Origin of the sequence: Aliifodinibius sp. S!AR15-10 (assembly GCF_031569985.1) — a bacterium.
Classification (GTDB): Bacteria; Bacteroidota; Rhodothermia; order Balneolales; family Balneolaceae; genus JAMQKA01.
The window spans coordinates 64,216-90,212 of sequence record NZ_JAMQKA010000012.1; the positions used below are offsets into that span (position 1 = coordinate 64,216).

General features: G+C 48.1%; 21 protein-coding genes. 3 read left to right on the forward strand and 18 right to left on the reverse strand.

Annotated elements, in window-relative coordinates; translation table 11 throughout:
- Window positions 1-163: 163 nt before the first annotated feature.
- The 10 genes from NC796_RS09990 to NC796_RS10035 all read right to left on the reverse strand — a co-directional run bounded on the left by NC796_RS09990 (window position 164) and on the right by NC796_RS10035 (window position 12,183).
- Window positions 164-2,572 (reverse strand): hypothetical protein, encoded by a 2,409-nt coding sequence (locus NC796_RS09990; RefSeq protein ID WP_310684248.1) that lies wholly within the window; start codon window positions 2,570-2,572, stop codon window positions 164-166.
- A gap of 105 nt (window positions 2,573-2,677) precedes the next feature.
- Entirely contained in the window at window positions 2,678-2,944 is a 267-nt protein-coding gene (locus NC796_RS09995) for a DUF5676 family membrane protein (RefSeq protein ID WP_073067774.1), read from the reverse strand.
- Between the two features lie 21 nt (window positions 2,945-2,965).
- A complete protein-coding gene (locus NC796_RS10000; protein WP_310684249.1) occupies window positions 2,966-3,133 on the reverse strand; it encodes a DUF2933 domain-containing protein in 168 nt (55 codons plus the stop codon).
- Between the two features lie 20 nt (window positions 3,134-3,153).
- A complete protein-coding gene (locus NC796_RS10005; RefSeq protein ID WP_310684250.1) occupies window positions 3,154-3,432 on the reverse strand; it encodes a hypothetical protein in 279 nt (92 codons plus the stop codon).
- A 216-nt stretch (window positions 3,433-3,648) separates the two neighbouring features.
- Entirely contained in the window at window positions 3,649-5,736 is a 2,088-nt protein-coding gene (locus tag NC796_RS10010) for an isoamylase (RefSeq protein WP_310684251.1), read from the reverse strand.
- 151 nt (window positions 5,737-5,887) lie between these two features.
- Window positions 5,888-7,165, reverse strand: coding sequence for a glucose-1-phosphate adenylyltransferase (gene glgC / locus NC796_RS10015; protein WP_310684252.1), 1,278 nt, complete (start codon window positions 7,163-7,165; stop codon window positions 5,888-5,890).
- Window positions 7,166-7,433: 268 nt separating this feature from the next.
- Window positions 7,434-8,915 carry an aminotransferase class V-fold PLP-dependent enzyme gene (locus NC796_RS10020; RefSeq protein ID WP_310684253.1) on the reverse strand — a complete coding sequence of 494 codons (1,482 nt, stop codon included), beginning with the start codon at window positions 8,913-8,915 and terminating at the stop codon, window positions 7,434-7,436.
- 192 nt (window positions 8,916-9,107) lie between these two features.
- Window positions 9,108-9,434: an SPW repeat protein gene (locus NC796_RS10025; RefSeq protein ID WP_310684254.1), complete on the reverse strand. Its 327-nt coding sequence runs from the start codon at window positions 9,432-9,434 to the stop codon at window positions 9,108-9,110.
- Between the two features lie 164 nt (window positions 9,435-9,598).
- On the reverse strand, window positions 9,599-10,729 hold the full coding sequence (gene cfa, locus NC796_RS10030) for a cyclopropane fatty acyl phospholipid synthase (protein WP_310684255.1): 1,131 nt from the start codon (window positions 10,727-10,729) through the stop codon (window positions 9,599-9,601).
- Window positions 10,730-10,971: 242 nt separating this feature from the next.
- On the reverse strand, window positions 10,972-12,183 hold the full coding sequence (locus NC796_RS10035) for an MFS transporter (protein ID WP_310684256.1): 1,212 nt from the start codon (window positions 12,181-12,183) through the stop codon (window positions 10,972-10,974).
- A 220-nt stretch (window positions 12,184-12,403) separates the two neighbouring features.
- Here NC796_RS10035 and NC796_RS10040 point away from each other — a divergent pair, with 220 nt between their 5' ends.
- The 3 genes from NC796_RS10040 to NC796_RS10050 are packed head-to-tail and all read left to right on the forward strand — an operon-like array spanning window position 12,404 to window position 17,378.
- Window positions 12,404-15,331, forward strand: a complete 2,928-nt coding sequence (locus tag NC796_RS10040; RefSeq protein WP_310684257.1) for an MMPL family transporter — start codon at window positions 12,404-12,406, stop codon at window positions 15,329-15,331.
- Window positions 15,318-16,070 (forward strand): outer membrane lipoprotein-sorting protein, encoded by a 753-nt coding sequence (locus NC796_RS10045; RefSeq protein ID WP_310684258.1) that lies wholly within the window; start codon window positions 15,318-15,320, stop codon window positions 16,068-16,070. The genes NC796_RS10040 and NC796_RS10045 overlap by 14 nt, the downstream gene beginning before the upstream one ends.
- 6 nt (window positions 16,071-16,076) lie before the next feature.
- Complete coding sequence (locus NC796_RS10050; RefSeq protein ID WP_310684259.1) at window positions 16,077-17,378, forward strand: DUF1302 family protein; 1,302 nt, start codon at window positions 16,077-16,079, stop codon at window positions 17,376-17,378.
- Here NC796_RS10050 and NC796_RS10055 read toward each other — a convergent pair.
- The 8 genes from NC796_RS10055 to NC796_RS10090 are packed head-to-tail and all read right to left on the reverse strand — an operon-like array spanning window position 17,375 to window position 25,727.
- Window positions 17,375-18,238, reverse strand: a complete 864-nt coding sequence (locus NC796_RS10055) for a patatin-like phospholipase family protein (RefSeq protein ID WP_310684260.1) — start codon at window positions 18,236-18,238, stop codon at window positions 17,375-17,377. The genes NC796_RS10050 and NC796_RS10055 overlap by 4 nt on opposite strands.
- On the reverse strand, window positions 18,213-19,133 hold the full coding sequence (locus NC796_RS10060) for a c-type cytochrome (RefSeq protein ID WP_310684261.1): 921 nt from the start codon (window positions 19,131-19,133) through the stop codon (window positions 18,213-18,215). The genes NC796_RS10055 and NC796_RS10060 overlap by 26 nt, the downstream gene beginning before the upstream one ends.
- Before the next feature lie 55 nt (window positions 19,134-19,188).
- Window positions 19,189-20,718: a glucoamylase family protein gene (locus NC796_RS10065; protein WP_310684262.1), complete on the reverse strand. Its 1,530-nt coding sequence runs from the start codon at window positions 20,716-20,718 to the stop codon at window positions 19,189-19,191.
- A 32-nt stretch (window positions 20,719-20,750) separates the two neighbouring features.
- Entirely contained in the window at window positions 20,751-21,083 is a 333-nt protein-coding gene (locus tag NC796_RS10070) for a hypothetical protein (RefSeq protein ID WP_310684263.1), read from the reverse strand.
- Between the two features lie 12 nt (window positions 21,084-21,095).
- Complete coding sequence (locus NC796_RS10075) at window positions 21,096-21,986, reverse strand: ribose-phosphate pyrophosphokinase (RefSeq protein WP_310684264.1); 891 nt, start codon at window positions 21,984-21,986, stop codon at window positions 21,096-21,098.
- Window positions 21,983-23,488 carry a thymidine phosphorylase family protein gene (locus NC796_RS10080; protein WP_310684265.1) on the reverse strand — a complete coding sequence of 502 codons (1,506 nt, stop codon included), beginning with the start codon at window positions 23,486-23,488 and terminating at the stop codon, window positions 21,983-21,985. The genes NC796_RS10075 and NC796_RS10080 overlap by 4 nt, the downstream gene beginning before the upstream one ends.
- Before the next feature lie 14 nt (window positions 23,489-23,502).
- Window positions 23,503-24,879 carry an MBL fold metallo-hydrolase gene (locus NC796_RS10085; RefSeq protein WP_310684266.1) on the reverse strand — a complete coding sequence of 459 codons (1,377 nt, stop codon included), beginning with the start codon at window positions 24,877-24,879 and terminating at the stop codon, window positions 23,503-23,505.
- Window positions 24,876-25,727: a restriction endonuclease gene (locus tag NC796_RS10090; RefSeq protein WP_310684268.1), complete on the reverse strand. Its 852-nt coding sequence runs from the start codon at window positions 25,725-25,727 to the stop codon at window positions 24,876-24,878. The genes NC796_RS10085 and NC796_RS10090 overlap by 4 nt, the downstream gene beginning before the upstream one ends.
- Between the last annotated feature and the right edge of the window lie 270 nt (window positions 25,728-25,997).

A 25,997-nucleotide genomic window follows, 5' to 3' on the forward strand; every position in this document is an offset into this window, starting at 1 on the left:
ATAATGAATATTTTCATCAAGTATTTTTTTCAAGTTTCTACTCAATGATAATACCCGCTACCTTAACGCAAGCTTAAATCGGACAAATAAATCTGAAATAAATCTTTCAACAATTTATATATGGTAAATAGGTGAGCTTTGGGCTTCAGACTGGAATCTGAAACTAAATCTGACGCCTGATAGCTGTGAAAAGCAAGCCGGTAATTAGATAGAGTACACCTCCAATGAAAAGGACCTCAGTAAACCCCCATTCGATGCCGATGATCATCGCAGTGATCGCCCCGGCGACCGACGCCAGGCCGTTGGCGCCCCACATCGCTGCGGTAAATTCTCCCAGCCCGTGCTTATTCATCATCCGCAGGGCCAAAGGAAAGGGGAAGCCCATGGCAAAACCAATAAACCCAGTGAGCAAACCGGCCAGCAATGGCACAGAGGCCGCCGACGCCAACAGATCGTCAAGCAGGTAGTTGTATGCAAGGCTGAGGACAAAAACGGCAACCGTACTGAGAACCACAGCGGCCGGGAGTCGCCTGGAAATCCACGCACTACTTAAGCTTCCGACTCCAACTCCGAGTAACAACGAAAACAATAGTACGGAAGTGGCTGATACGGGATTGCCCAGATATAACGTCAGTTTTTGAAAAAGGGCAATTTCCAGCATCATAAAGCCCATCCCCAGCAGCAAAAATACCAGCAGGAACCATTTTAATTTCGGATGCCGGGCATAGGGCCGGATAAAGCCGGTTTTCACTTGCTCGGGACGCTTTTTAACCGACACCAGAAGTACCACAATCACCACTCCCAGCACCAACAGGCCGTATAGCTGGCGGAATGGGGAGGGCAACTCCTTGTCAAAGTTGTAAAAGAAGGGATTGTCGTCGCGCACGGGCTCAATGTTCAGAGACGCTGTATTTACGAGTTCATCCAGTGTCAGTGTCCCTTTTGACAGCTCCACCATGGCCTGGTCGAACATATTCCATGTTAAGGTGGAAGAGGTATCATGGGAAGGGGCCAGGCTACGAGAAACTTGTTCCTGGAAAGGTAAAAAGTAGTCTCCGTCGTCAAATCCCAGCTCGTGCAAAGCGGCATGCCGGGTTTTCATCTCTTCGGGGCTGAATGGGTTTTTCTGAATTATCAATGTGGGCATTCCGTGCCGGGCGATGGTGTAGAGGTGGTTCATGGCCTGATCCACCGGGATCCCTCGCTCCTCAAAGGCCGTCAAGGTTAGTGCCAGCAGGCGGTAGAGTTCAGCCTTGCCGTGTGTAACAAAAATAATGCGTCCTTCAGGGGTAAGACGGCGGAGATAATCACCGAAGGCCTCCACGGTAAATAGGTAATTTTCGGTCAGGGCATAGCCGTTGATACTGCGGCTGCTCTTGGTTACCGGCAAGGCCAGCATGATGAGGTCATACCGGCTGGAGGTATTGCGCAGATAGCTACGGCCCTCCTCCACAATCACGTTCACGTTCGGCAACCGGGTATACAATCCGCCGTTAAAGGTTTCATAATCTTTGACGATCTGGACCAGCTCCGGGTTTACTTCAACGGCGGTGATGAATGATACGCCCCCGAAAAGAGCTACTAACACGTCCCGGCCGCCGCCCGGACCAATAACCAGGGCACTGTCTTTCTGGTTTTTCTGTAAAAAATAGAACGGGAAGTACTGCCCGAAATTTGTGGTCAGGTCCCGGAGTTTTGTCGAGTCGTTTAACAGCGACTGGTACCCGTACATGGATGTCCCCGCAGCCCCGTCGATGTAGATGATCTTTTCACCGGGCAGCAAGTCGCTTTCCACCAAATCTGTTTGTCCAAAGGCACTCCAGCGCGTTTCTACGATGCGGCCATCCCCGGAATCTTTGTATAGAATGCGATTGATATCTTTGTTCAGATCGTTCTTGATCGGGAGGATACGCGGCGGAGCCAGCCATATGCCACCGGCACCTAACAGGAGCCCAATCAGCGAAAATATAGCAATCTTCATATTGAAATATTCTACTGCCGCCAGGATCATCGAAGCGAAAACTACGACAAGTACCACGATAAAAGCCACTTGGGGCGCAGGAACCGTATTGAGCAGGGGTACGGCAGCCAGGGCGGCCAGCGCCCCACCGACTATATCAAAGCCGTAGAGCACTGAACTTTGCCCCGGGGCCTGTTGAAAAAAGGAGGCGATAGTCATGCCGAAAAACAGGAAGGGTAGTACCGGCAGGAATAAGACGGTGTAGGTGATTGGCGTACTCCACGAAGGGGAGGCTGCCTGTGTAAAATAAAGGATTAGTGCGGTAATTATACCGGCAGCAAGGGCCGTAGAAAGAATGAGCTTGTTTGTGCTGATGGAGGGCCATATTTGCCGGCCCTTTTTCAGCAGGAGTCCACCCATGCCCAGCCCGAGCATGGCCAGCGAAAGGATGGCAAATACGTAATGGTAGCTCAGGATGACCGAAAAGATCCGCGTCAATACGATTTCGTAGAGTATCATGCCAAAGGAGACCAGGGCCAGCGAGCATAACATATGTATTGGTGTGCCGGTGGCGTTATACCATCGTTTACCCATATTATGTTTATCAGTCATGATATATTCGTTTCGCATCCCGTCAGAAACGTTCCTGAAAAACGGGGGCCGGGCTATAACGATCTTGGTAAGCACCCGGCCTTATTGATTATTGTTTTTTGAATCTCAGGCCGTTACCGATCCCCACCTTTTATAAAAAAAGTTATAAATCGGTACGTAAACCAGACCGATATAGGCACCCCAGGCAAAGCTCTCGATCAGTCCGAGAAAGAAGCTGCCGACCGAGAGCCATTCGAATGCGGGCAAAACAATTTCCAGAAACTGATGCATGTGAATACTCTCGGGCGTTACTAGCCCGTAAATAACGCAGAAAATAAAACTGACCGCCGTAAAAGTACCTGCCGCCCAGCTAACGATTTTGATATTAAGCATAATGAATCACCTTTTGTTTAGTTAATGATGTTGATGTTTGTTTTTGTCATCTTCGGGGTGGTTGTGATCTTCCGGGGAATCCTGCCCGTGCTTGTGGCGGTGCCCGCCATGTCCGTGACCGAACATATGCATGCCCACAAATAGGATGATGATCAATATGAGGAACCAGTTTTCAGCTATCCATTCCATAGTATTCACCTTAAAGTTATTTATCGTTTTTCCAGCGTTTTCAGCTGATGTGTTGGTGTTCGTTTTTTCTTAGGCTTAATCTTTTTTTCATATTCCTGCAGATCCTTTTTCAATTCCTCAAGATCGTCCCGGCTTATTTCACCCCGGGCATAGCACCGGCAGAAATGATCCAGGTGTTCCTTTAGCGGGTCGGCCTTCTTTCGCTTCCGGATGAGGACCAATATGATGAGTCCTGCACCGAAAACGACCAACAGGAGCCACCAAAGCAGCGGGGTATTCCATATATTTTCAAACCACATAAGCGCCTCCTTTCGGGGTTAAAGGGTTCGTTCTTGTACTACAGAAAAGGAAAGCAACCTTTTTCTATATACAGGTTAACACATGGAGGCTTAAAAGAAGCTTAAATTCGGGGTAAATTTTTTATGAGTTATGCAGGCTGGGCCGCGATGCCCTGCGGTGTATTAAATATGGAACAGGTTTATCGAAAGCGGGTGAACCGGTGGGAAATTCATAATTCATACGGAGCACTCACGTATCAATACGACTACTGAACGGGCATTTACGGTGTAAATGACTTGATCTATTGTTTTCTCATCTCCAGGAATGGCAATGTCGTCAGGACTTGGCAGGCTGGTATCAATCACCCGCTTCCATTCCCCGGCATTTCCTTTTTGTATGGTAAAGTCCAGGCCGTTCCACCAGGCATTGATTATCACATACAAATCATCATCTTCCTCGGAAGCGCCGTTCAGGTAGAAGGCGATGCTGTGCGATGCATGCGAGGTATCGGCCGCCCCGTCTGTGCCAAACCATTGCACATCATCGCGCCAGAACCGACTTCGTGCCAGGGAAGGATGCTGTTTACGAAAGGCGATCATCAACTTAAAAAAACGAAATATCTCTTCATTTTCTTCTTTCCGGCTCCAGTCCAGCCAATTGATTTCGTTATTCTGGTTATAGGGATTGTTGTTGCCGTACTGGGTATTTAAGAACTCGTCTCCGGCCCGGAACATGGGCGTTCCGTTCGACAGAAACAGCAGGCAGCCGAAATTTTTGGCCTGACGCCTGCGCAGCTCCATCACATCTTCAGGCACATTTTTATCGCCCTCCCAGCCGCAATTCCAGCTGAAATTCTGGTCCATCCCGTCCCGGTTATCATGGCCGTTGGCTTCGTTGTGCTTCCGGTTGTAGGAAACCAGGTCGTACAGGCTAAACCCGTCGTGCGAATTGATAAAGTTGACACTTTGCCAGGCGTGGCAGGCATACTCTACCGAATCGGGAAACAGATCGTCGCTGCCATACAGGCGGGTCATCACAGGGCCCACCATGCCGGGATCTCCTTTTATGAATCGTCGCAGATCATCACGGTACTGCCCATTCCATTGCATCCAGGTAATACCGGGAAAGCGGACGCCCAGTTGATAGCTGCTTACATCCCACGCTTCGGCAATAAGCCGGGTCTTTGAGAAAGCGGGATCCCCGGAAATTTCGGCAATGAGAGGGGGATCGTCCAGGTTCAGCGAACCGTCGCGGTTGCGGGTAAAAATGGAGGCCAGGTCAAACCGGAAGCCGTCCACCTGCATCTCCTTTACCCAGAAGCGCAGACTGTCCATAATCATTTTACGGACGGCCGGGTCGGCACAGTTCAGCACGTTCCCGGTACCCGTATCGTTGCGATATTGGCGGCGGTCCTCTTCCAGCAAATAATAGGTTTCATTGTCGATTCCTCGGTAGCTGTAGGCCGGACCGTTTTCGTCACCTTCGGCCGTGTGGTTGTACACCACATCCATGATGACCTCGATACCTGCCTGGTGCAAGTCCTTTACCATAGCGCGAAACTCATTCATCAGGGCATCGGGCTTACGGCTGCTGCCATAACTGCGGTTGGGGGAGAAAAAATTGAGCGGCATATAGCCCCAATAATCCTCCTCCTGCGGATCGTTCTGGTGCACCGGCATCAGCTCTACCACGGTTATACCCAGTTCTTTGAGGTAAGGTATTTTTTCAATCAGCCCGCGAAAGGTTCCCCGTTTGTCCTTTGAGAGACCTGAACTGGCGTGCCGGGTAAAGCCGTGTACGTGCAGCTCATAAATGATGGTATCGTGGCTGTGCTTTGGCTTTACGGTCTCCTCCCAGTCGAAGGCCGGGGCGTGGGTGTGTATGACTCCAAGAGGTGCCTTGCCGGCATTTGGTCCAGGTTTGCACGCTGCTTCACGATCAAAATCCGGCGGAAAATAGACCGCTTCGGCATAGGGATCGAGCAATATTTTATCGGGATCAAACCACTTGCCGGAGGCTGGATCGTCAGGGCCCTCTACCCGGTAGGCGTAATAGGCCGCCTTGTGCATAATGGAGTGCGGAACCCGGCAGTGCCAGATATGAGCGGTTTTGTTGATGGCCGGATCAAAGGGATATCGATAGCAGGGTGTGTCGGTGTCATCTTTGGCATATAGCAGCAGCGTTACACCCGTGGCAGCCTCGGAATACAGGGCAAAATTACAGGCATGATTCTCGTCTATACTTGTAACCCCAAGCGGATAAGGCGTGCCTTCCCGCTGCGCCCATTTATTAACCTGTTTTTCTTCGGTCGCTTTTTTGTTCATATCAAGCTTGGCTATGTTTAAATATAAGCGGCTCAAAAATCCCGCTTATCAATTTCGAAAGTATTACTCTGATCAAAGATTAAATTCATTCTCATCAAAACTTGCAAGCTGACGGCTGCGTTTTGTCATGTGCATTTTACAGCTTCTATCGCTATTCGATTTGATGGATTTTCTGTCCCAACATCTCTGGTTCTACCAGCACAATGCCTCCCGGGCTCACGTTAAACCGCCGCCGGTCTTCCTCCGTGTCTTCTCCAATTACCGTGCCTTCCGGTATCACGCACTCTTTGTCGATAATGGCATTAGTGATCCGGCACCGCGCCCCGATTTTGACGTTGGGAAGGATGACTGAATTTTTTACGGAACTGTACTCTTCTACGCGCACGTTGGTGGACAACAGGGAATGCTGCACCTCAGCCCCGGAAACAATACACCCCTCCGAAACGATGGAATCGACGGCTTTGCCCTGCCGTCCGCTTTCATTAAAGACAAACTTGGCCGAGGGGTAGTGGTGGGGTGAAGTACGGATGGGCCAGTCCATATCGTAGAGGTTCAGTTCCGGGGAAACGCCGATCAGTTCCATGCTGGCTTCCCAGTAGGAATCAACGGTACCTACGTCCCGCCAGTAAAAGGGGCGGTTGTTATCGAAATCGATAAAGGGATAGGCGTAAATGCGGTTGCTGTCAATAACGGGTGGAATAATATCCTTGCCGAAATCGTGAGAGGAATCTTTGTTTTTTGCATCGATCAGGAGTTGTTCCAGCAGAAATGTGGTATTGAAGATATAGATACCCATCGAGGCCAGCGCCCTGTTTTCCCGGCCAGGCATGGGCGCGGGCTGATCGGGTTTTTCCTGAAAGCCGGTAATGCGGTACTGCTCGTTCACGCTCATAATACCAAATCGCCGGGCTTCCTCCAGCGGCACGTCAATACACCCCACGGTCAAGTCTGCCTTTGAGCTTTTATGGAAAGCCAGCATGTGGCGGTAATCCATTTTATAGATATGATCTCCGGCCAGAATCAGTACATACTTGGGGTTGTAAAACCGGATGAGATCGATGTTCTGATAAATCGCATCGGCGGTTCCGGTGTACCAATCCTCACCAAGGCGTTTTTGGGCGGGAACGCATTCGATAAACTCATCAAGTTCCGAACGAAGCAACTCCCACCCCCGCATTACATGACGAATCAACGATTGTGACTTATATTGGGTCAGGATACCGATCTTGCGGATATCGGAGTTGACCAGGTTCGACAGTACGAAATCAATAATCCGGAATTTCCCCCCGAATGGAACGGCGGGTTTCACCCGCCACTGGGTCAGTTCTTTTAGCCGGGTGCCACGGCCTCCGGCCAAGATCAATGCCAGGGTATTTTTTATATCATTTCCGATATCACAGTAATGCTCAAATGGCTCAAATGATTTCATAGCTGCTTAATTAAAAGTGAGTGCTTGTTGTGTTTCGAGCAGTTTTATGGATTATGCGTTCATGATAGGATAAAATCCTTATCATACTGAAATTACATGAGTACACCTTAAATAGACCTTAAAAAGGCTCGAATTTTCTGTGGAAATGCAGGATTTTCTGTTTATTTACAAATGCCTTGAATACCGGAAAGGTTATAATATTCACAGCCTCCCATTACAGGATGGCTGTCGCATGGGGTAAGCATTAAGGAGTAATAAAAACTCTTTTCTACGGCTCAAACCATTCGGCCAATTCAGGATCGGTCTTTTCCGACCGGTGGTAAAATTCATTGACAGAAGCAGAATACCGGTAGTCCTGTGCCCACGATTTGGCATTTCGGACAACTTCCTCAATGGCCTCCATAATATAGTACAATTCATCGTTGGTCATGGTGGGATGCAGCGACAGCCTCACCCACCCTGGTTTTTGGGAAAGGTCGCCATGATCGATCAGATTGGTGATTTGTCGGGATTGCTTCCTGGAGACGTGCAGCAGCAAATGCCCATAGGTGCCGGCACACGAACATCCTCCCCGCACCTGAATGCCATAGCGGTCATTTAGGAGTTTTACCATCAGGTTGTGGTGAATATTTTCTACGTAAAAAGAAAATACGCCCAGCCGGTGCTTTACTCCTTCCGCAAGCACGTGGACTTCAGGTATTTTGGTAAATTCGGTAAAACAGATGGATATCAACTCTTCTTCGCGTGCCATCATTTTTTCCACCGTCATCTTTTCCTTGAGCCTTACGGCCAGCGCCGCTCGTATAGCCTGAAGGAAGCCGGGGGTGCCGCCATCTTCCCTCACTTCAATATCGTTAAAATAGCTGCGGCCGCCCCAGGGGTTGGTCCAGGCAACGGTGCCCCCGCCCGGATGGTCGGGAATGCGATTTTTGTATAGTTTTTTGTCGAACACAAGTACGCCCGAACTGCCCGGGCCGCCCAAAAATTTGTGGGGAGAGAAAAAGATAGCATCCAGGCGTTCAGCCTCCTTTTCCGGGTGCATGTTGATATCTGTGTAGGGGGCCGAAGCAGCAAAGTCAACAAAGCAGTATCCGCCATGATCATGCATGATTTCAGCCAGGCGATGATAAGGAGTAACGATGCCGGTTACGTTGGAACAGGCTGTAAACGAGCCGATTTTTACCTTTCGGTCCTTGTATTGTTCAAGAGCTATGGTTAAATGTTCCGGATCGACTAAAAGATCTTCGGTTGGTTCCAGAACAACAACGTCGGCGATGGTTTCCAGCCAGCTGGTTTGGTTGGAGTGGTGTTCCATATGGGTAACAAATACCACCGGGCGCTCCTGTTCGGGTATATCTATCTGATCACTGTATTTTTCCGGGAGTTTCAAGCCCAGGATACGCTGAAACTTGCACAGCACGCCGGTCATGCCTGAATCTGAAGTGATAATCACATCCCCGGAAGAAGCATTTACATGATTTTTGAGAATGGCATGAGCTTCATGATAAGCACGGGTCATCAGCTTTCCGGTATAGCTCGACTCGGAATGCGTGTTGCCTACCCGCGGGCCAACCTGCTTCCACATAATATCCTCAATAGGCCCGTACAGCCTGCCGCTGGCTACCCAGTCGGCATATACCAAAGATTTCAGACCGTTGGGGGTTTCAAATTCAGCACCTATTCCAACAATATTTGATCGGAATTTCTGAAAATAGTGCTCTAACGACGTGACTTGTTTGTTGGTCATCATAGTAAAGAAAATTTTTGTCTTCCACTCACCGAATATCCCCCATTGGCTGGTACAAAATCGCAGTATTTTGCCACGGTATCGGGGTAAACGATCCTTTTTACCGGTTTGTCAGAATGATGCTTTTATCAAACAGCCCCCTGCTGCAGGGAGGCTGTTATTGTTATATTGTTAGAAATTGGGCCTGATACTACTTTAGACGGCTTGCTTCTGCTTTGGAGATGTGCTCAGGGCATAGAATCCATCATAGGTTACGATGATGCCCGCGATGATGCCATTCCAAAGCAGTCCCATACCTTCGTGCAGGCCGGGGATAAAAGCGGTTACAATAAGCCATAGACCCAAAATACCGGCCGTCCATCCGAGACCCGGTTTTTCAGGCACCAGGGCAAATCCAAAGCCGCTAACCAGCGCACCTGCAATCAGGTTGCTCCATAGTATGAATTCATGACCATCATTCAGGAATGCCGATGCCAGAATCCAAAGTCCTACAATGCCGATAATCCAGCTTTTCGTTTTCATGGTGTTCTCCGTTTAATTAAAAATTCAGTTATGCACAACGGTGATCGCATTTTGGGTCTTTTTAAAGCCCTTATCTGCGGGCTCCGCCTATCATCAATTTAAAAACCACATCTTAAAATAAGCTTAAATCAGGCGGGACGATTTAAGATAAAACTTCCCGGGTGTTATCCTTCTGTCCGGTAGCGGGGCGGAACAAACCCTCCGGAAATTCCATTTTTGGTAAAGACGATCTGCCAAAGCTGATTTTTACGCGCCCTGAAGCTGCCTGCGCAGCTAAGCAGGTAATATGTCCACATGCGGTAGAACCGTTCGGAATAGGTTGATTTCAGTTCATTCCACCCCGCATCGAAATTTTGGTACCAGGCCAACAGGGTTTTATCGTAATGCACGCCAAAGTTCTGCCAGTCTTCCATTACAAACAGCCCCTCGGATGCCAGGGCCAGCTGCCGGATGGATGGCAGTTGGGAATTTGGGAAGATGTATTTTTCAATCCAGGGATCGGTGGTGCGAACCGAACGGTTGCTGCCGATGGTATGAAGCAGAAAAATGCCGTCGTCTTTCAAACACCGGTGGGCCGTTTGCATATAGGTGCGGTAATTTTTGCTGCCTACGTGCTCGATCATGCCCAGTGAGACAATATGGTCGAACAGTTCGTTGACCTCGCGGTAGTCCTGCAGTCGGATTTCTACCGGCAGGCCTTTGCACCGTTCTCTGGCCAGTTCCACCTGTTCTTTGGAAACAGTGACTCCCACCACCTCGGCACCATATTCTTCGGCGGCATATTGGGCAAAACTTCCCCACCCGCAGCCAATGTCCAGTACGCGCTGCCCGGCCTGCAGGCCTATTTTCCGGCACACCAGATCCAGTTTGGCTTTCTGGGCTTCATCCAGCGTCTCTGCCCCCTGCCAGTATCCGCAGGTATATACCATGCGTTTGTCCAGCATGATTTTATACAGATCGTTGCCAATATCGTAGTGGCGGTCTCCGATTTCAAAGGCTTTCTCTTTGTTTTGGGGATTTGTTATAACCGACTTTACATATTCGAAGATATAGGTCGGTTTTAAGATAAACTGTTCCTCCAGCTTGGCCTCAAGCACCCGGGTGAAAAACCGGTCGAGTGCTTCGGCTTCCCACCAGCCGTCCATATACGCCTCACCCAGTCCCAGTGAACCTTTTCGCATAACTCGTTCAAAAAGACGCGCGTCTTTAATCTGTATATCCCAGGGCCGGGTACCGTTAATGTGAATCCCGGCCGGTTCCAGTTCAGCTTCTATCTTTTTGATAATGCGATTCATGATCGTCAACTTTTTTTTAACTTTCTGCTAATTAATCAATGTTGCACATTGATTGCATTACAGTTCACCACTGACAAGGACGTATTGTTAGTAGTACCACCCATAGAAAGCTCTCATTCAGGTTTTAAGAGAAATTTTTAAAACTCTTTCTCTTGTTCTAAGGATAGAATACAATAGAAAGACTTAAAAGAAGCTTAAATCGTGCAGGTGCCAGCGAGGTGAGAAAATTATTATTGGCTGACTTACTGTCTCAGGTATCTTTTAATAATATATACCGGAACGATTAATACAATAATTGAAAATAAAAAATACGGCAGGTGAATATTTATTGAATATAGTCCGGCTCCCAGGAACGAACCGGCGGCCAGTCCCAGGCTACTGATGGAAGCCAGCAATCCCATCCGCTCACCGACCCGGCTTTCACCTATTTTGCTCGTCAGCGAAGCCAGACTTGGGGTAACCAGCGCCATACCCAACGCCAGAATGCTGACTACCGTAATAATGAGGACAAAAGCATTGGCAAACATCAACAGAAACAAAGACAGACCCACCAACAGATATCCAACAGGCAACAGCCGCTCTTCCCCCCAGTGGTCGATCAAAAACCCCGTCAATCCAATCTGGCTGATACTCATCCCGAGTGCGCAAACCATGAATATATAGCCCATTTCAAGAACGCTGTAACCCAGTGTCTGTTGGGCATGTAGGGCAAAGGTACTTTCAAACATGGAGAGAGCTCCCTGTATAATCAAAACGTAGATCAATATCGGGATCATCTCACCCTTTATAATACTCAATAAACCACGGTTGTCCGGGGGGGTGCTGTTGTTCACAGCCGGAGATGGAGCATCGGGCATCCACAATACCAAAGCTGCAAGAGCCAACAGTGAAAAGCCGCCGGCAATCATAAAGGGTACGGTAAATGAAGTTGCTTCAAGCAGCTTCCAGGACCATCCGGCAAACCACCCAACGTCCATGAAGAAAGAACTCAGTACCGGTCCGAAGATTACCCCGAGGCTTGCCGATCCCCCTACCCACGACAGCACTTTACCCCTGTTCTTTAACGAGCTCATATCCGAAATCCATGAGTTGACCGTAGGCAAAACAGAGGCTGAAAAAAGTCCTCCTGCTATACGCAGTACATAAAGCAAGACCAGGTCGGTCGTCCATCCAAAAAAGACCAGGGATAGGGCATAGCCACCCATGCCTGCTGCCAGCACCGGTAACCGGCCGATGCGGTCGGACCAATGTCCCCAAAAAGGAGCCGAGAGAAACTGCATCAATGGGAAAATACCGGTCATCAGTCCCACGTGTATAGCCGGAGTTAAACCAAACAGCACGCTTGAACCGGCGCTCTTTTCTACTAAAAAGGGAAGTATGGGCAGGGTCAACCCGTAGCCGATCATTACCAGAAACAGACAGAAAAGCAGGATTACGATCTCTTTTTTGTTCATTCTAAATATTAATTACTGTGTCCAATTTAATAAGGAAACGTCGGCTCCTTTTTTAACTCATTCCTGACAAGTATACATCGGGTTTCCTTAAAGCAAGCTTAAACGCAAAAGGTCTTCAGTAGTCTTTTCTTTACAACGTAATAAAGTCGCTTTAAGCTTTTTTTAAGGAAGGCTACCGTAGATTACAGGCAAAGATATTCAGATTTTTAAATCTATCATTATGTTACGCCTTGCTGATCTAATTATTCGATACCGCTGGTGGATTATCGCCTCAACCCTGCTACTTACGGTAATATTGGGCTGGAAGACTCTTTCTGTGTCCCTTAATGCTGATTTTTCGACCTATCTTAGCCAAGATGATCCAGCAGTGCAAAAATATAACCGGATTGGTGATATTTTCGGTGGAAACGACTTGGGTGTGGTGTTGTTGAACTCCGATAACGAGGTATTTACCCAGGCAAATTTGGACTTGATCGGCCAACTGACGGAGGCTTACGAAGAGGTTGAGGGTATTTCCTACGTCACAAGCCTATCAAATGTGATTGACTTTAGGGAGACTGAATGGGGACTGGAGGTTGGCAGGCTATATGGACCGGACCGGGTTCCATCGGAGGATTCAGCATTAAACAAATTGCAAAATTATGTACTTGGGAATGAACGCTACTATGGAAATCTAATATCAGAAGATAGCCGGACCGCCGCCATTCTATTGCAGTTCGAAGGAAGTGGAAAGGCAGGGTCCAACCAGTTTAATACCTCTCTACGTATCAAAGATGTGACTAACAATGTATTAGATTCCGCAGACCTGGAATCCAATTCCAAACTTTATTTTGGCGGACTTCCATTTCTGGTCTACAACATGACCCTGCTGATCAGCGAGAACTTATCAACGCTGATCCCAATTATGATTTTCTTACTGGTGCTCGTTTTATATCTCGGGTTCCGCCACTGGGCGGGCGTGGTGTTCCCGATGATCGTCGTATCGGTAAGTGTCATCTGGATAACCGGATTAATGGGTACCTTCGGGTTGGAATTCGACTTGCTGACTGGGATCATGCCGGTGGTTTTGCTGGCCTTGGGTAGTGCCGACGGGATTCATCTGATGAAACGCTATTATGAGTTGCGCAATGAAGGTAACGATTCCAAACAAGCTACTCGACAAACCTTCAAACAAATGGGCACACCTATCGCCCTTACAACGATTACAACTACGGTAGGATTCGCTTCATTGTTTGTCTCCGATTTCTCAGTTATAAAGCAATTCGGCTTGTTGACAGCAGTGGGAGTAATCCTGGCCCTGATCGTAACTCTGACACTGCTTCCTGCCCTGCTTTCATTCGGTATAGGATTCAAACCCGGTACCAAAAATGTGAAATCAGAATATCACTTTCTGGACCGGTTTGGATTTCGTGTTTATAAGCACCAAAAATTAATTCTGGCAGGTAGTCTTGGCATAATTGTCCTGGCGGTTATTGCCATCCCTAAAATTGAAAAAGATGTGGACTGGTCACTTTGCCTGGCACGAGGCAGTGATCCCTATCACGCTGAAATGATGCTGCGCGAAAAATTCGAAGGTTCGCTTCCGGTACAGGTAGTCGTCGATGGGGATATAAAAGATCCGGCTATCCTTCAGTTGATGCACCGAGTGGAGCGTAGGCTGGAGACCATTCCCGAAGTGGGCAAGCCGAGTTCCATGGGGTCGGTCATGGCAGAAATAAACGAGGTGATGAATGGTCGTTACCAGGTGCCGGAAAAGCAGCAGGGGGTATCCAACTTATGGTTCCTGATCGAGGGCGAGGACCAGATTGAACGTATGGTTACGCCAGAATCTGATATGGGGCTGGTTCAAGCTAAGATGGGTACGTGGCATACCGGTACGTTAGTGACCTCGGTAGACAGTATTAACCGTTACCTGGAAACACTGCCAGAGCATCTGAGTGCCGTCAACCTGCACCAATTGGATCCTCCAAAACGGCAACTGGTAAAGCAGAAGCAGTTACAACTGGCAATGCAGGAACTCCGATGGTATTTTAGTAAAGAGGGAATATCATGGAAACCCGACTTCATGAGAGAGGTACAAGATAAGCTCCTGAATTTTACAGCTGGCAGATCGACACGAGACAGCGTCTTGGTTCAACTAAATCGGTACCTTGCAAGCTCCCAAGCAGAAATCGTTCTTGAGAATACCGAACGAGCTCAGGTGCTGGATCGGATTGCTGAAGATCTGCCGATAAATAACATTCAGGTGACAGCCCGAGAGGTCAGCCACATGCTGGAATCTGCCTTGCTTGGATTACCTGAGGAAGATGCTGACTGGCTGGCCGGTTCACTTGCAAATATCATTAATACGACAATCGGACGGGCCAGAATCCTACCAGCCATTGATTTGTTATCGTCACTTAATCCCGAGAACGATGAAAACTTCCGGGAAAATGTGAAAGGCATCTTATGGAACGTAAATAGTAACATAGCATTCCTGGATTCAAAGATGGCAAATAAAATTTTCGGTGATAAACACCCTGCGGTTATACGGGAAGTACCGGTTTCAATATATCAGGCTGGGATGCCTCAGGTGTTGAAGGGGATGGAGGAGGAACTTGTGCCAACCCAGATCAAGAGTCTGTTGACAGCACTGCTTTTTGTATTGGTGTTGTTGGCAATTATCCACAAATCCACCATAGTTGCGCTGATTGCGATCATCCCGATTTCCCTAACAATCCTAATCAACTTTGGAGTGATGGGATACCTCGGTATTGGGCTTGACTCATTTACCGCTATGATTGCCTCCATTGCCATCGGTCTTGGCATCGATACAGATATTCACTTTATCTCTCGTTACAGGGATGAACTGATCGCTTCCGGAGACAAACTTCAGGCCTTGCAGGAAACGATCAAAACGACAGGCATGTCGATTTTGATCAACGCCCTGGCGGTGGGATTGGGATTCTTGGTGCTTCTGTTTGCCGGCGGGCAGCATATTCGTCGATTTGGAGGACTCACTTCTCTTACCGTGCTAGTCAGTGCTACCCTCAGTCTCACGCTGCTTGCTGTGTTAATCATTTGGCTAAAGCCAAAATACCTTGTCGGACATTCTACAAGTGATGATATAATTGAAACAACAAAAGAGAAACGCCATGAAACTATTTAAATATATCCTATCCCTGAATTTATTGTTAATTGTGTTTATAACCCTTCCCGCTGTTGGACAATCGCCGGATCAAATTCTTGCAAAAATTGACTCAGTACAAAATGCTTTTTCTGATATGTCGGCTACCGAGCAAATGAAACTTATTGATGAGGAGAATCGGGTAAAAAAGCGAGTTGTTGAAATCAAGCAAAAGGGGAAGGAGCTACGGATGGTACGCTTCCGAGAACCGGCCGATGTGCGGGGTGTCGGATTCCTTCGGCTGGATTCCGACCGGCTTTATCTCTATCTGCCGGCTTTTCGGAAGGTACGGAGAATTGCCTCCTTAGCGACCAATGAAAACTTCATGGGAACGGACTTTACGTATGAAGACATGTCCCAAAGTGTCTATGCAGACGATTATACAGCCCGGGAATTGTCGACTCAACAAGGACAATACCGTTTATTCCTTGAGCCAAAGCCCAGTGCGGATGTTAATTACCACCATTTGGTAATTTTAGCCGATACTTCCAACTATGTATTGCGTAAAGTTGAATTTTACGACCGGGAAGAGGAGAAGATCAAGGAACTGACGATTGATAATATAGAAAAAATAGATGGCTATTGGATGGGTAAAACGATGAGAATGGTATCATTGGATGAAAATCACAAAACCGTTCTTGAACTCTCAGACATTCAATTTGATCAAGGGCTCTCAGACAGTGAATTCAGTGATCGCTCTCTCAAACGACCCATCCGGTGATCAGTTATGGTCCGAAAAAAAGTCATATCGTTATTTATAAGTATGGGGCTTTCCCTCATGTTCTTGCTCATGGTCAATACGCAGCTGACTAATGCCCAACCCACCTTTAGCGGTTTCCTACAGTTGGACAAGCGGTTTGTGACGGGCGGAGATAGCACCTATATCGATAATTTCTATAATCAATTCCGGCTGGAAATGAGTGCCCCGGCAGGATCCCGGTTGTATATATTCACCAGCATGGACCTTCGGTTTTACGATTTCCCTGATCCACAATCATTGAGTGACTTGGAACGCTTGGAATCCGAATTTCCCCATGAGCTTTCGGTGTGGGAGGCTTTTATCGATGTCTATGGATTCCTATTTGATGATTTGGACATCCGCGTTGGAAAACAGCGCATTGCCTGGGGACGGGCCGACAAGCTGAATCCCACCGACAACCTGAACCCCAATGATTTTTCCGATTTTGTTAACTTTACTGAGATGGCTCCTTCTTGGGCGTTCAAGGGGACCTGGTATTTTGATGACAGCCGGTTAACGGGAGTATGGTTGCCGGGCATTACCCCGGTTCTACTTCCCCGGAATGGGTCTACCTTATTTCTGGGTGATTTGGGTGCATTCAATGACGAATTGAACCTTCCCGACCGGACGTCTGCAAACAGCATGTTTGCCTTTCGCTGGGATGGCAGCATCGATAAATGGGATTATTCCATTAGTTACTTTAATGGCTATGATGATATCCCTATAGCAACAAGCTTGACTATCTTTCCGCCACTACAGCCCCAAATAGAGATGGAATTCCCTAGGATGCAGGTTATTGGAGCTGATGTTGTGACTGAGCTTTCGGGAATAGGAATATGGGGAGAGGCTGGTCTGTTCTTACCTGAAAAGGTGGAGTTGATTTCAGATGTAAATGGTTTTTCAAGCCGGGAAATCCAATTGGAAGATGACCCCTATCTGAAATTTACGATTGGTGGTGATTATACTTTCACAAATGGTATCTACCTGAATACCCAGTGGATGCATGGATTTTTCACCGATCGGGGGACAGAAAATTTGAACGACTATTTTGTAATACGACTTGAGCAGGACTTTTTTAATGAAGATGTGTTAGTTGCTTTGAATAATACCCTGGAAGTCAACGATTGGGAACAACTGGGGTACGGACTTTCGTCGGAGCTTACCTACCAGGCCATCGACAATTTAGAAGCCGGATTAGGTGCATTCCTGATATGGGGAGAAGAAGGAACCCTTTTTAACAGCTGGGAAGAGTTGGATCAAGTTTTTGTAAGGTTTCGGGTAGACTTTTAAGAGCGGTCAATTGGCAGAGGAACGCATCCATATCCTTGCTCCAGGGCTCGTTTGGAAAATTGGTATGCTTCTTCAATGATCATTTCAGTCTTGCTGAAATCCAGCACGCTCGTGAGACGGGTATTAATACAGAGATCCAATAGGTACAGCTCTGTATTGGCAGCAATTTTTTGAATATCATTTCTCAATTTTTCGTGTTGACTGACTTGGGCAGTACGAATAATCATATTAAACAGTCCATTTACCGTGTTTTTAAACTGGTGCCTGCAATTGCTCAACATGCAATAAATGGCATCTGCTCCCAGCTCGTAAGCTTTGTCTATAGGGATATTGTTGGTGATCCCTCCATCAACCAGTTGATTGCCATTTATAATTTGCGGAGGAAAATATACCGGAAGGGCACAACTTGCTAACAGGGCAGGTAGTAATTCACCGTTATCAATATAGGTGGAACCAGCTTTTTGAAGGTCGGTTGCTACTACCGTCAGCGGGATATCGAGTTCTTCAAAAGTATCGACTGGTAGATTCCTTTTTAGGAAATGTTTTATACCTGTGGGTTTGAACAAACTAGAAGCATTGCCCCATTTCCATAGAAGCTCCGGGTTGAACCGGTAAAGTTTCTGTTCTGAAATTCCTTTCCATAGTTCTTTTAATTGACTTATATCTAGTCCAGAGGCAATGAAAGCCCCGTTAATAGCCCCAATTGAAGTGCCAATAATATAATCCGGCTTTACCCCCTGCTCCACCATAGCTTGATAGAAACCAATTTCGGCAGCGCCTTGGGCCCCACCTCCGCAGAGAACAAGTGCCGTTTTATTAGACTCAGCATGCATATTATTGGTTGCCTTGTTCTTGTACATTCAACTCTTCTGCATTCCAAGGAGTAGCTCGGTCGCTGTAGGTATTGCTAATTCGGATGATGTCTTCTTGGGAAATATTCGAATGATTACCTACGCTTTCATCCCTTAGATAATTCAAAATAGCAGCCATTTCCGCTGCACTGAGCCGTGCTTTAAAAGAAGGCATGCTGCCCTGATAAGATTGTCCGTTGACTTCGATTTCCCCCGAAAGCCCATGAAGCAGAATGCGAATTGGAACAGATTTATCGCTGGTAATCCACTCAGAATCGACCAGTGGTGGAAAAACGCCTGAAACGCCTTCCCCATTACCGCCATGACAGGAGGAACAGTTTTGAGAATATAGGTTTTCACCATTTAATAAGGCCGGATCCCCTTCCTCATTGAAAGGTGTCTCGCTAGGCTCATCCAGTCCGGGAACCATCTTTCTCATATTTCCATACTCTTCAGAGAGGCGGCGGTTCATTCTGGCCATATTTTGTTGCCCCATTCGTTGGTGCATTCGGGCCATCTGATCGTGCATGCCCATCATCTGGTCATACCACTCACCGGTCATATGACCCTGCATGTGCATGCCCATGCCTTGCCCCATCATCTTATCGCCCTGCATATGACGTCCCATGTTGCCAGTCATCATTTGGCGGTGGCTGACATCCATGTTGCCGTGCATCTTCTGCATCTGGCTGTAAAGTGATTGTAAGTCCGAAGGCAGCGTGTCCATTGCGCCTTCATAATTTGTCAACAGCTTTTTGTAATTAGATTGCAGAGAATCATAGGCGGTTTCTAATTCCTCCCGTTGTTCCTCACTCATGTAGCCAGAGCCTCCCATTTGACATGAGGATAGAAAAACGAGGAGTCCTACTATTACCAGATAAAATCCAACGTCTTTTTTATTCATCTTAACTCTCTTCTCAAGTTAAAGTTAATTCATGATAAACTTCTTTTAATAGGATTCATAACCATCCGTTTCTAAATCCTGCTTTTTTTAATCCATTCACAAGATGCCTGGATCCACGAATAAGCTTCCAGATCAATCCGGTCCTATAATTTTCGATCATCAAGACAACCGGCCCAAGATTGATACCATAATGATAAGAAGACGTCCACCCATCCCGGTTTTTTTGGTTATTGGGATAGGTAAGATTGAAACTACATCTCAGGCAATATTTCCCGGTGATCTGGGGATACACGTCTTGGAAATTTTGGATGGTTGGCAAGACAATTTCCGGGGCGAAGGGTAGCGAAGCGACTACAGCCCACGGGGCAATCGTGCCATCATCGGGTCCGTAGGGTGCGCCACGGGCGATATAGCCAAAGAAGGAACGTTCAATGCCGTTGACTTTTTTTGTGGTCCAACCCGGGCCGTCGCTGGCTGTTATTCCCCAGAAATTTTCGCCGTAGCCTTTAAAGTCTAATGGATTTCGTATGGCGTAATCATGCTGGACATAGGTAGCCCGGCGGCTATTTTCAAAATAGTCGATTCCCTTTTCTCGCATAAAAGCATCCTGGATCCCTCGAAAATCGATCCAGATGTGGGAATATTGGTGGATAAACAGCGGTCCGCCGTAGATGAATTCATGGCCATATATCTTTTTCCATTCATAGGAAGAAGTCCAGGCTTTGTAGCTTTCCTTCGGCAACGGTTGGGACGGAGAGCCAAGAGCAAGGAAGTACAGGAGCCCAGCCTCGTCATATCCTTCCCACCGATATGGCAGAAAGCCGTCCTCTGGTGTCCACCCGTGGGTGATTGTGGCCTTACCGTTGCAGGCCCATTTCCAATCGACACGGCGGTAAATGTCATCGGCCAGATTACGTATTTCCTGTTCCTGTTTGGTATCGCGGTCAAAAAAAGCGGCAGCCAGAAGCATGCCAGCCAGCAGAATACCGGTATCGATCGTCGACAATTCGCACTTACCGGCACGTTTCCCAGTCTTCATATCCAGAAAATGATAATAGAAGCCTTTGTGTCCGGTAGCATTTGGAGCGGGACTTTGCTCGCTGGTCCAAAAGAAGCGCAGGGTGGATAAGGTACGTTGAATTGCTTCTCTTCGTGATATCCAGTCGCGTTCGACTCCCACCACATAGGCTCCTAATGCAAAACCGACCGATGCTATACTGGCAGGCGCGCCCAACTGTGAATTGTCTGCTACCAGCCCGTTATTTGGATTGGTTTCATGCAAGAAATAATCAAAAGCGTGGCGTTGCAACCTATTCAGTCTTTCACTATTAAAGTCGGAAGGTGGTTCGTGTTCTGTTGGTATCTTATCGAATCGAATATTTTCTGATTTTTTTGGTAGCTGGCGAAATGCTTCTTCTGTTATCCTTTGGGTAGAAATACCATCATAGAGTTTATCCTCTATAGCCTTAATTACCTGGTCAATCACTTTGGAATCAGCACCGGTAGCAACCAGCATACGGCGAAGCTTGGCCTTATTGAAAGGTTCTCTGTCTCCGGAGGCTTTGGTAACGTTGATAGTTTTCATAACGCTAATAGATGTTATCATGCTTCAGTCGTTTAGGTACCATAGAACTTCTTGTCAAATTGCTGTTTCCATCCATTCAAGTCTAGTATGTCTGCAACAGTTGAAATAGGCGGTTTTTCATAATAGGTGTCATCAATTGCAAGTACCGGCAAAATTAGCGGATTGCCCAATACCGATACCAGCTGCTTAGCTTTTTCCGTATCGAACCGCAGGTCAATGAAGGTAAATGACCTCTGCTTCTCCCGCAGTAGATGAACCAGCTCGCGTAGGTAGTCGCACCACTCCTTGCAGTAAATGATTATCGTTGAATTTTCTTCGGGTTCCTTGCTAATCTCCATGGTTTTTTCCTCGTTGTTCAGTTTCATATTCATCTTTTTTTAGTAAAAATTCGTGTTTTGAATAAAATCCACATAGAGCTTCTCAAGCCCTATTTGGTTAGAGGGATGAGGAATGGTATTGCAGGTTACAATTTGTTTAGTCCCTGCATCCTGTAGTTCGTTGTAAGCATCACCGGCAAATACCGCATGAACGCCGATACAAACGGGAGCCTTCATCCCGGCCCGTTCCAGATGGCCAACCGTCTCAATCATGGTACGGGCAGTGGAAATAATGTCATCCACCAAAACGGGCGTATGATCCTTGTATGTTTCAACCCGTGGTACCGAGACTTCCACATCGCGGTCGCCGCGGCGGGTTTTCTCCAGGATAATGAACGGGGCGCCTGCATCTCGGGCTACCTCTGCCACCCACTGCTCACTTTCACTGTCCGGACCGATTAGCACCGGTTGATCCACGTTATTTTTAATCCAGTTTGATATATGGGCTGCGGCATGGACAACTTCTGTGGGTATGGAATAAATTTCTGCCAGTGAACTGCGGCGGTGCAGGTGCGGATCCACTGTTATAAGCGAATGGGCAAACTGCGAAACCAGGGCCGCAAAATATTTCGAGGTGACGCCTTCTCCGGGCTTGAACTGCTTGTCCTGACGCATGTACGCCAGGTATGGGGCCACCAGGCAAGTACACCGTCCGCCCAGGTTTTTGATGGTTTGAGACAAGAAATACAGGGGGAGCAGTTTACTGTCGGGACGATCCAGGCTGCAGACCAAGATGCACCTCCTGTTTTTCACATCCGATGCGACCCGGATATAGGTTTCACCGTCGGGAAAAGAACGGATCTCAGCCTGTCCGATTTCGGCATCAACCGATTTTACTAGCGACTTCGCCAGTGTTTCATTTCCGGGCAGTGCAAAAATAAGGGATTTCATGATGTGATCTCCAGGATATTTGATTGCGATTGAACATACTCCAGGGCATATTTGAGGGTGCCGCGGGCTTCTGCGTGGATGGTTATCAGTGGCTGGCCTGTTTCGATCCTGGTATCAAGGACCGTATGAAGCGTCAGCCCGGCCGTGGCATCGTGTGGCGCCCCGGCCAGTTTGGCTATTTTTGCCAGCCGGCGATTATCAATGGCTGAAACCGTTCCAGGGTGTTCTGCTGTGATTTCATGCGTAAAGGGGGCTGTTTCTGGTTCTCGATAACCACCCTGAGCTTCACAGATGGCATGAAACTTTTCCCACGCTTTTCCACTGATCAGGATGGATTCAGCTCTGCTTTCGCCTTCGCCGTGCGTAGCAAGCCCGGCAATTTCCAGCAGGCTTCCCGCCAGCAACAGGGCTCGCTGCTTTAAATCTTCGGGTGCATTCTGGCTGTTCTGCAATACCGCCAGAACATCCCGTGCCTCCAGCGCCGGACCGATACCGCGACCCACAGGCTGGGCACCTTCGGTTTGGATAACTTCAACGGTCAGGCCGATGGCTGATCCTACCGAAGAGAAGTACCCGCTTAGTTGTTGTGCCGCTTCAGAAGTTCTCACCTTAGCGGTAGGTCCAACCGGGATGTCGATGATCACATGGGTGGAACCTGCTGCCGCTTTTTTTGACAGTACGGAGGCAATCATCTGTCCCTCGCTGTCGATATCCAGCGCCCGTTCCACCCCGATCAGAATGTCATCAGCCGGACTCAGCCTAACAGCCCCGCCCCAAACCACACAGCCGCCTTCCTGTTCCACCACTTTTCTTATTTGATTGATAGAAAGATCGACCGGCGCCATGGTTTCCATGGTGTCGGCCGTTCCCGCCGGAGAAGTAATAGCCCGTGAAGAGGTTTTCGGAATAGTAAGTCCAGCCGCCGCTGAAATGGCTACTATAATGGGCGTAGTACGATTGCCCGGCAAACCACCCACGCAGTGCTTGTCGGCAATAATGTCGCGGGTCCAAGTAAGCTGTGATCCGGCCTTGATCATGGCCCGGGAAAGAGAAATGATTTCATTCAACTTTAGCCGGTCTCCGGCGCAGGCGGTAACGAAAGCGGCAAGTTCAGCCGTCGAATATTTGTGGTTGGCAATATCCGAGATGATATGCTCATAGGCTTCCAGCCCGAGCGTTTGACCATAAATTTTGGCCCGTACCTTACTCATGGACCCGGCGGGCTGCAGGTGAGCAAAATGGATTTGGTCTCCTTCCTGGGCATCAAGTTTGTCCCAGGCGCTTATTGACAGGCTTGCTTCGTTATGGCCAAGCAGATCAGAATCAATAACGTTGAGTGTAGCTATAATGGTGTTGCCCCTAACGGTCACCATCAGCCGGGTCAGGGCTGAGAATCCTTCGGAGACACACACCGGGCAATCCGACCGCATATATACCACAAACTCCTTCTGGGTATCGATGCCCAGCCATTTTAAGTTGAGTGTCGTTGAAGCTTCTTCCATAACGGATAACCTCTTTAAAGATTTAGTTCTTTAATGTCATATAGCTCCGGTATCTCCGCCTTCCAGCCAAAAAGATCGTTCAGTTTTACCCGCAGGATATCCGAAGCTTGGGGTTCGCCGTGAACGATGTACACCTTTTCCGGGGCTTCGGTGATATCGCCGGCCCAGTCCAGCAGTTCACGCTGGTCGGCATGACCAGACAACCCTTGCAGGTACTCGACGCGTGCCCGTGCCGGATAATATTTTCCGTAAAATTTTAATTCTCCAGCTCCCTCAAGTAGCTGTCGCCCGCGGGTGCCTTCGGCCTGGTAACCCGCCAGCATCACGGTGGTTTCGGGCCGGCCTATATACTGCTGCAGGTAGGTGAGCACCCGTCCGCCGGTGACCATGCCGCTGCCGGCAATTATAATTTTGGGCTGTGGGTCATCAATGATGTCCCAGGTTTCTTTGAAGGACTGAACCAAGCGAATTCTGCGGCACATCTCCGTGCACTCTTGCGGGCTCAGAGTGTGCCATTGGGCATGCTTGTGGAACAGTTCCAGCACGCTGGCGCCCATTGGGCTGTCCATAATGACCGGCAGAGACGAAGGGAGCTTGTTAGAACGGTCCAGCTGCCAAAGCAGGTACATCAGCAGTTGCGTGCGCTCCACGGCAAAACTGGGGATGATGAGCGTACCGCCCTTTGCGGCCGTCTGTTGAACGATGCGCTGAAGCTTGACTTCTACATCTTCAACCGGATGGAAGCGATCACCATAGGTGCTTTCGATCAGCAGCACATCTGCTTTTTGTGGCTTTTGGGGCGCTTTCAACAGCGGATCAAGTATCCGGCCTACGTCCCCGGAAAAAACGAAGCGCTTGCCATGGGCTTCGATTTCAATAAAGGTAGCCCCCAAAATGTGACCGTTATATTGAAACCGGACGCTGATATTGTTATCAATGGCTATCCATTTCCCATCTTGTTGATCTTCAAAAAGAGGGAGTGTACGGTCCACATCATCGGTATCATACAAGGGTACGGCAGGATCATGTTTAGTAAAACCTTTTTCATTAGCCCTTCCGGCATCTTCCTCCTGGATTTTCGCGCTGTCGCGGAGGATGATTTCGGCGATGTCCAGCGTGGGAGCCGTGCCCCGGATCGGGCCGTTGTATCCCATCTTTACCAAGCGCGGCAAAAAGCCGGTATGGTCCATGTGTCCGTGGGTCAGCAATACGAAATCAATCCGGGAGACATCGAACGGGAGCTGTTGCCAGTTAAGCTGACGCAGTTTTTTGACGCCCTGGAACATGCCGCAATCCACCAGTATGGTTTTACCCGGAAGCTCTACCAGGTATTTGGAGCCGGTTACGGTTCCGGCCGCTCCGAGGAAGTGTATGTTTGCTGAGCGTCTCATTGTTCAATGGTATTATAATTGCAGATAGCTCGTGCCTCTTTCAGGACCTTATTTTGCTGCCTGTTGTCCAGTCCCAACGGGTCAAGTATTTTATTGTCCTCACATAACTGCATGCAGAAAACAACATTCTTTTCAAGCAGGAACTGTTTCTCTTCCTTGTGCAGGGTGGATAGGCACGTTATAGGATGTAAATTTACTTCGCTTATGAGGTCTTTCAGTCCTTCGTGTTTGGGATAATCCCAGCTCAGCAGCTTCAGCCCGACGCAGGCTCCGTATTGCAGGGCATCTTCGGTAAAGCGGGTGTTGGTGACAACCCATCCATGGTGGTGTTTGTGCCGGTGGCCGGGTTGGCTGCTCCAGTTCTTTTCTACATCCTTGAAACGGGATTGAATATACAGTGGGATCTTGACATTGCATTTGTGCCCTTTCCGGTTGTGAAATTTGCACTCGATCATGAAGTGCTCATCCTCTTTTTCCGCAATCACGTCAATTTCATGAGAAACACAATTGCCTTCGACAATCACACCGATTTTAGTTTTATATCCCAACCTGTTGAGCAGCTCTCCCACAAACTTTTCAAAAGGATAGCCGGTGGGGCCCAGCTCTAAAATGGCCTCTTTTAACTTATACCGTCCGGCTGTACGGTCAGAGTATTGACGTAGCAGGCGGAACGCCTCTTTGTAAATTTTCTGTGTGGAGATGCCATCATAAAGCATATCACTGATTGCCCCGGCAATTTGATCAATTAGTTGCTTTTCGGCTCCGGCGCTGGCCAAAGAGCGGCGCAGCTTGGACTCGTTATACGGTTCTTGTTCTCCGGATGCCTTAGTGACTGTAATCTGTGCCATAGTTTTATCCAATTTTAGGTTTCAAAGAGTATCGATTGATTATCGGCAACCGTCCGACATCTTTTTCGATACCAACAGGTATCACTGCCAAAGCATTACAGGGGTAATGTAATAGCGACTTGCTTAAGAGAAGCTTAAATTTCTTCGGGGATAGAAAATTTTAGCAGATAAAGGAAAAGGAAAGTATACTGCACCGAGATGTTGACGCGAAATATTCTACGGTAGTACGGGTTTCTTCACGGATGATATTTTGTTCGGCAATAAATCCGC

Bases quoted from the DNA above. Each gene is read 5' to 3' on its own strand.
- NC796_RS10075 (WP_310684264.1), bottom strand. From the start codon at position 21,986: ATGAAATCCCTTATTTTTGCACTGCCCGGAAATGAAACACTGGCGAAG.
- NC796_RS10090 (WP_310684268.1), bottom strand. From the start codon at position 25,727: ATGGCACAGATTACAGTCACTAAGGCATCCGGAGAACAAGAACCGTAT.
- NC796_RS09990 (WP_310684248.1), bottom strand. From the start codon at position 2,572: ATGACTGATAAACATAATATGGGTAAACGATGGTATAACGCCACCGGC.
- NC796_RS10080 (WP_310684265.1), bottom strand. From the start codon at position 23,488: ATGGAAGAAGCTTCAACGACACTCAACTTAAAATGGCTGGGCATCGAT.
- NC796_RS10020 (WP_310684253.1), bottom strand. From the start codon at position 8,915: ATGATGACCAACAAACAAGTCACGTCGTTAGAGCACTATTTTCAGAAA.
- NC796_RS10085 (WP_310684266.1), bottom strand. From the start codon at position 24,879: ATGAGACGCTCAGCAAACATACACTTCCTCGGAGCGGCCGGAACCGTA.
- NC796_RS10045 (WP_310684258.1), top strand. From the start codon at position 15,318: ATGAAACTATTTAAATATATCCTATCCCTGAATTTATTGTTAATTGTG.
- NC796_RS09995 (WP_073067774.1), bottom strand. From the start codon at position 2,944: ATGCTTAATATCAAAATCGTTAGCTGGGCGGCAGGTACTTTTACGGCG.
- NC796_RS10005 (WP_310684250.1), bottom strand. From the start codon at position 3,432: ATGTGGTTTGAAAATATATGGAATACCCCGCTGCTTTGGTGGCTCCTG.
- NC796_RS10055 (WP_310684260.1), bottom strand. From the start codon at position 18,238: ATGTACAAGAACAAGGCAACCAATAATATGCATGCTGAGTCTAATAAA.
- NC796_RS10065 (WP_310684262.1), bottom strand. From the start codon at position 20,718: ATGAAAACTATCAACGTTACCAAAGCCTCCGGAGACAGAGAACCTTTC.
- NC796_RS10000 (WP_310684249.1), bottom strand. From the start codon at position 3,133: ATGGAATGGATAGCTGAAAACTGGTTCCTCATATTGATCATCATCCTA.
- NC796_RS10025 (WP_310684254.1), bottom strand. From the start codon at position 9,434: ATGAAAACGAAAAGCTGGATTATCGGCATTGTAGGACTTTGGATTCTG.
- NC796_RS10010 (WP_310684251.1), bottom strand. From the start codon at position 5,736: ATGAACAAAAAAGCGACCGAAGAAAAACAGGTTAATAAATGGGCGCAG.
- NC796_RS10050 (WP_310684259.1), top strand. From the start codon at position 16,077: ATGGTCCGAAAAAAAGTCATATCGTTATTTATAAGTATGGGGCTTTCC.
- NC796_RS10060 (WP_310684261.1), bottom strand. From the start codon at position 19,133: ATGAATAAAAAAGACGTTGGATTTTATCTGGTAATAGTAGGACTCCTC.
- NC796_RS10040 (WP_310684257.1), top strand. From the start codon at position 12,404: ATGTTACGCCTTGCTGATCTAATTATTCGATACCGCTGGTGGATTATC.
- cfa (WP_310684255.1), bottom strand. From the start codon at position 10,729: ATGAATCGCATTATCAAAAAGATAGAAGCTGAACTGGAACCGGCCGGG.
- glgC (WP_310684252.1), bottom strand. From the start codon at position 7,165: ATGAAATCATTTGAGCCATTTGAGCATTACTGTGATATCGGAAATGAT.
- NC796_RS10035 (WP_310684256.1), bottom strand. From the start codon at position 12,183: ATGAACAAAAAAGAGATCGTAATCCTGCTTTTCTGTCTGTTTCTGGTA.
- NC796_RS10070 (WP_310684263.1), bottom strand. From the start codon at position 21,083: ATGAAACTGAACAACGAGGAAAAAACCATGGAGATTAGCAAGGAACCC.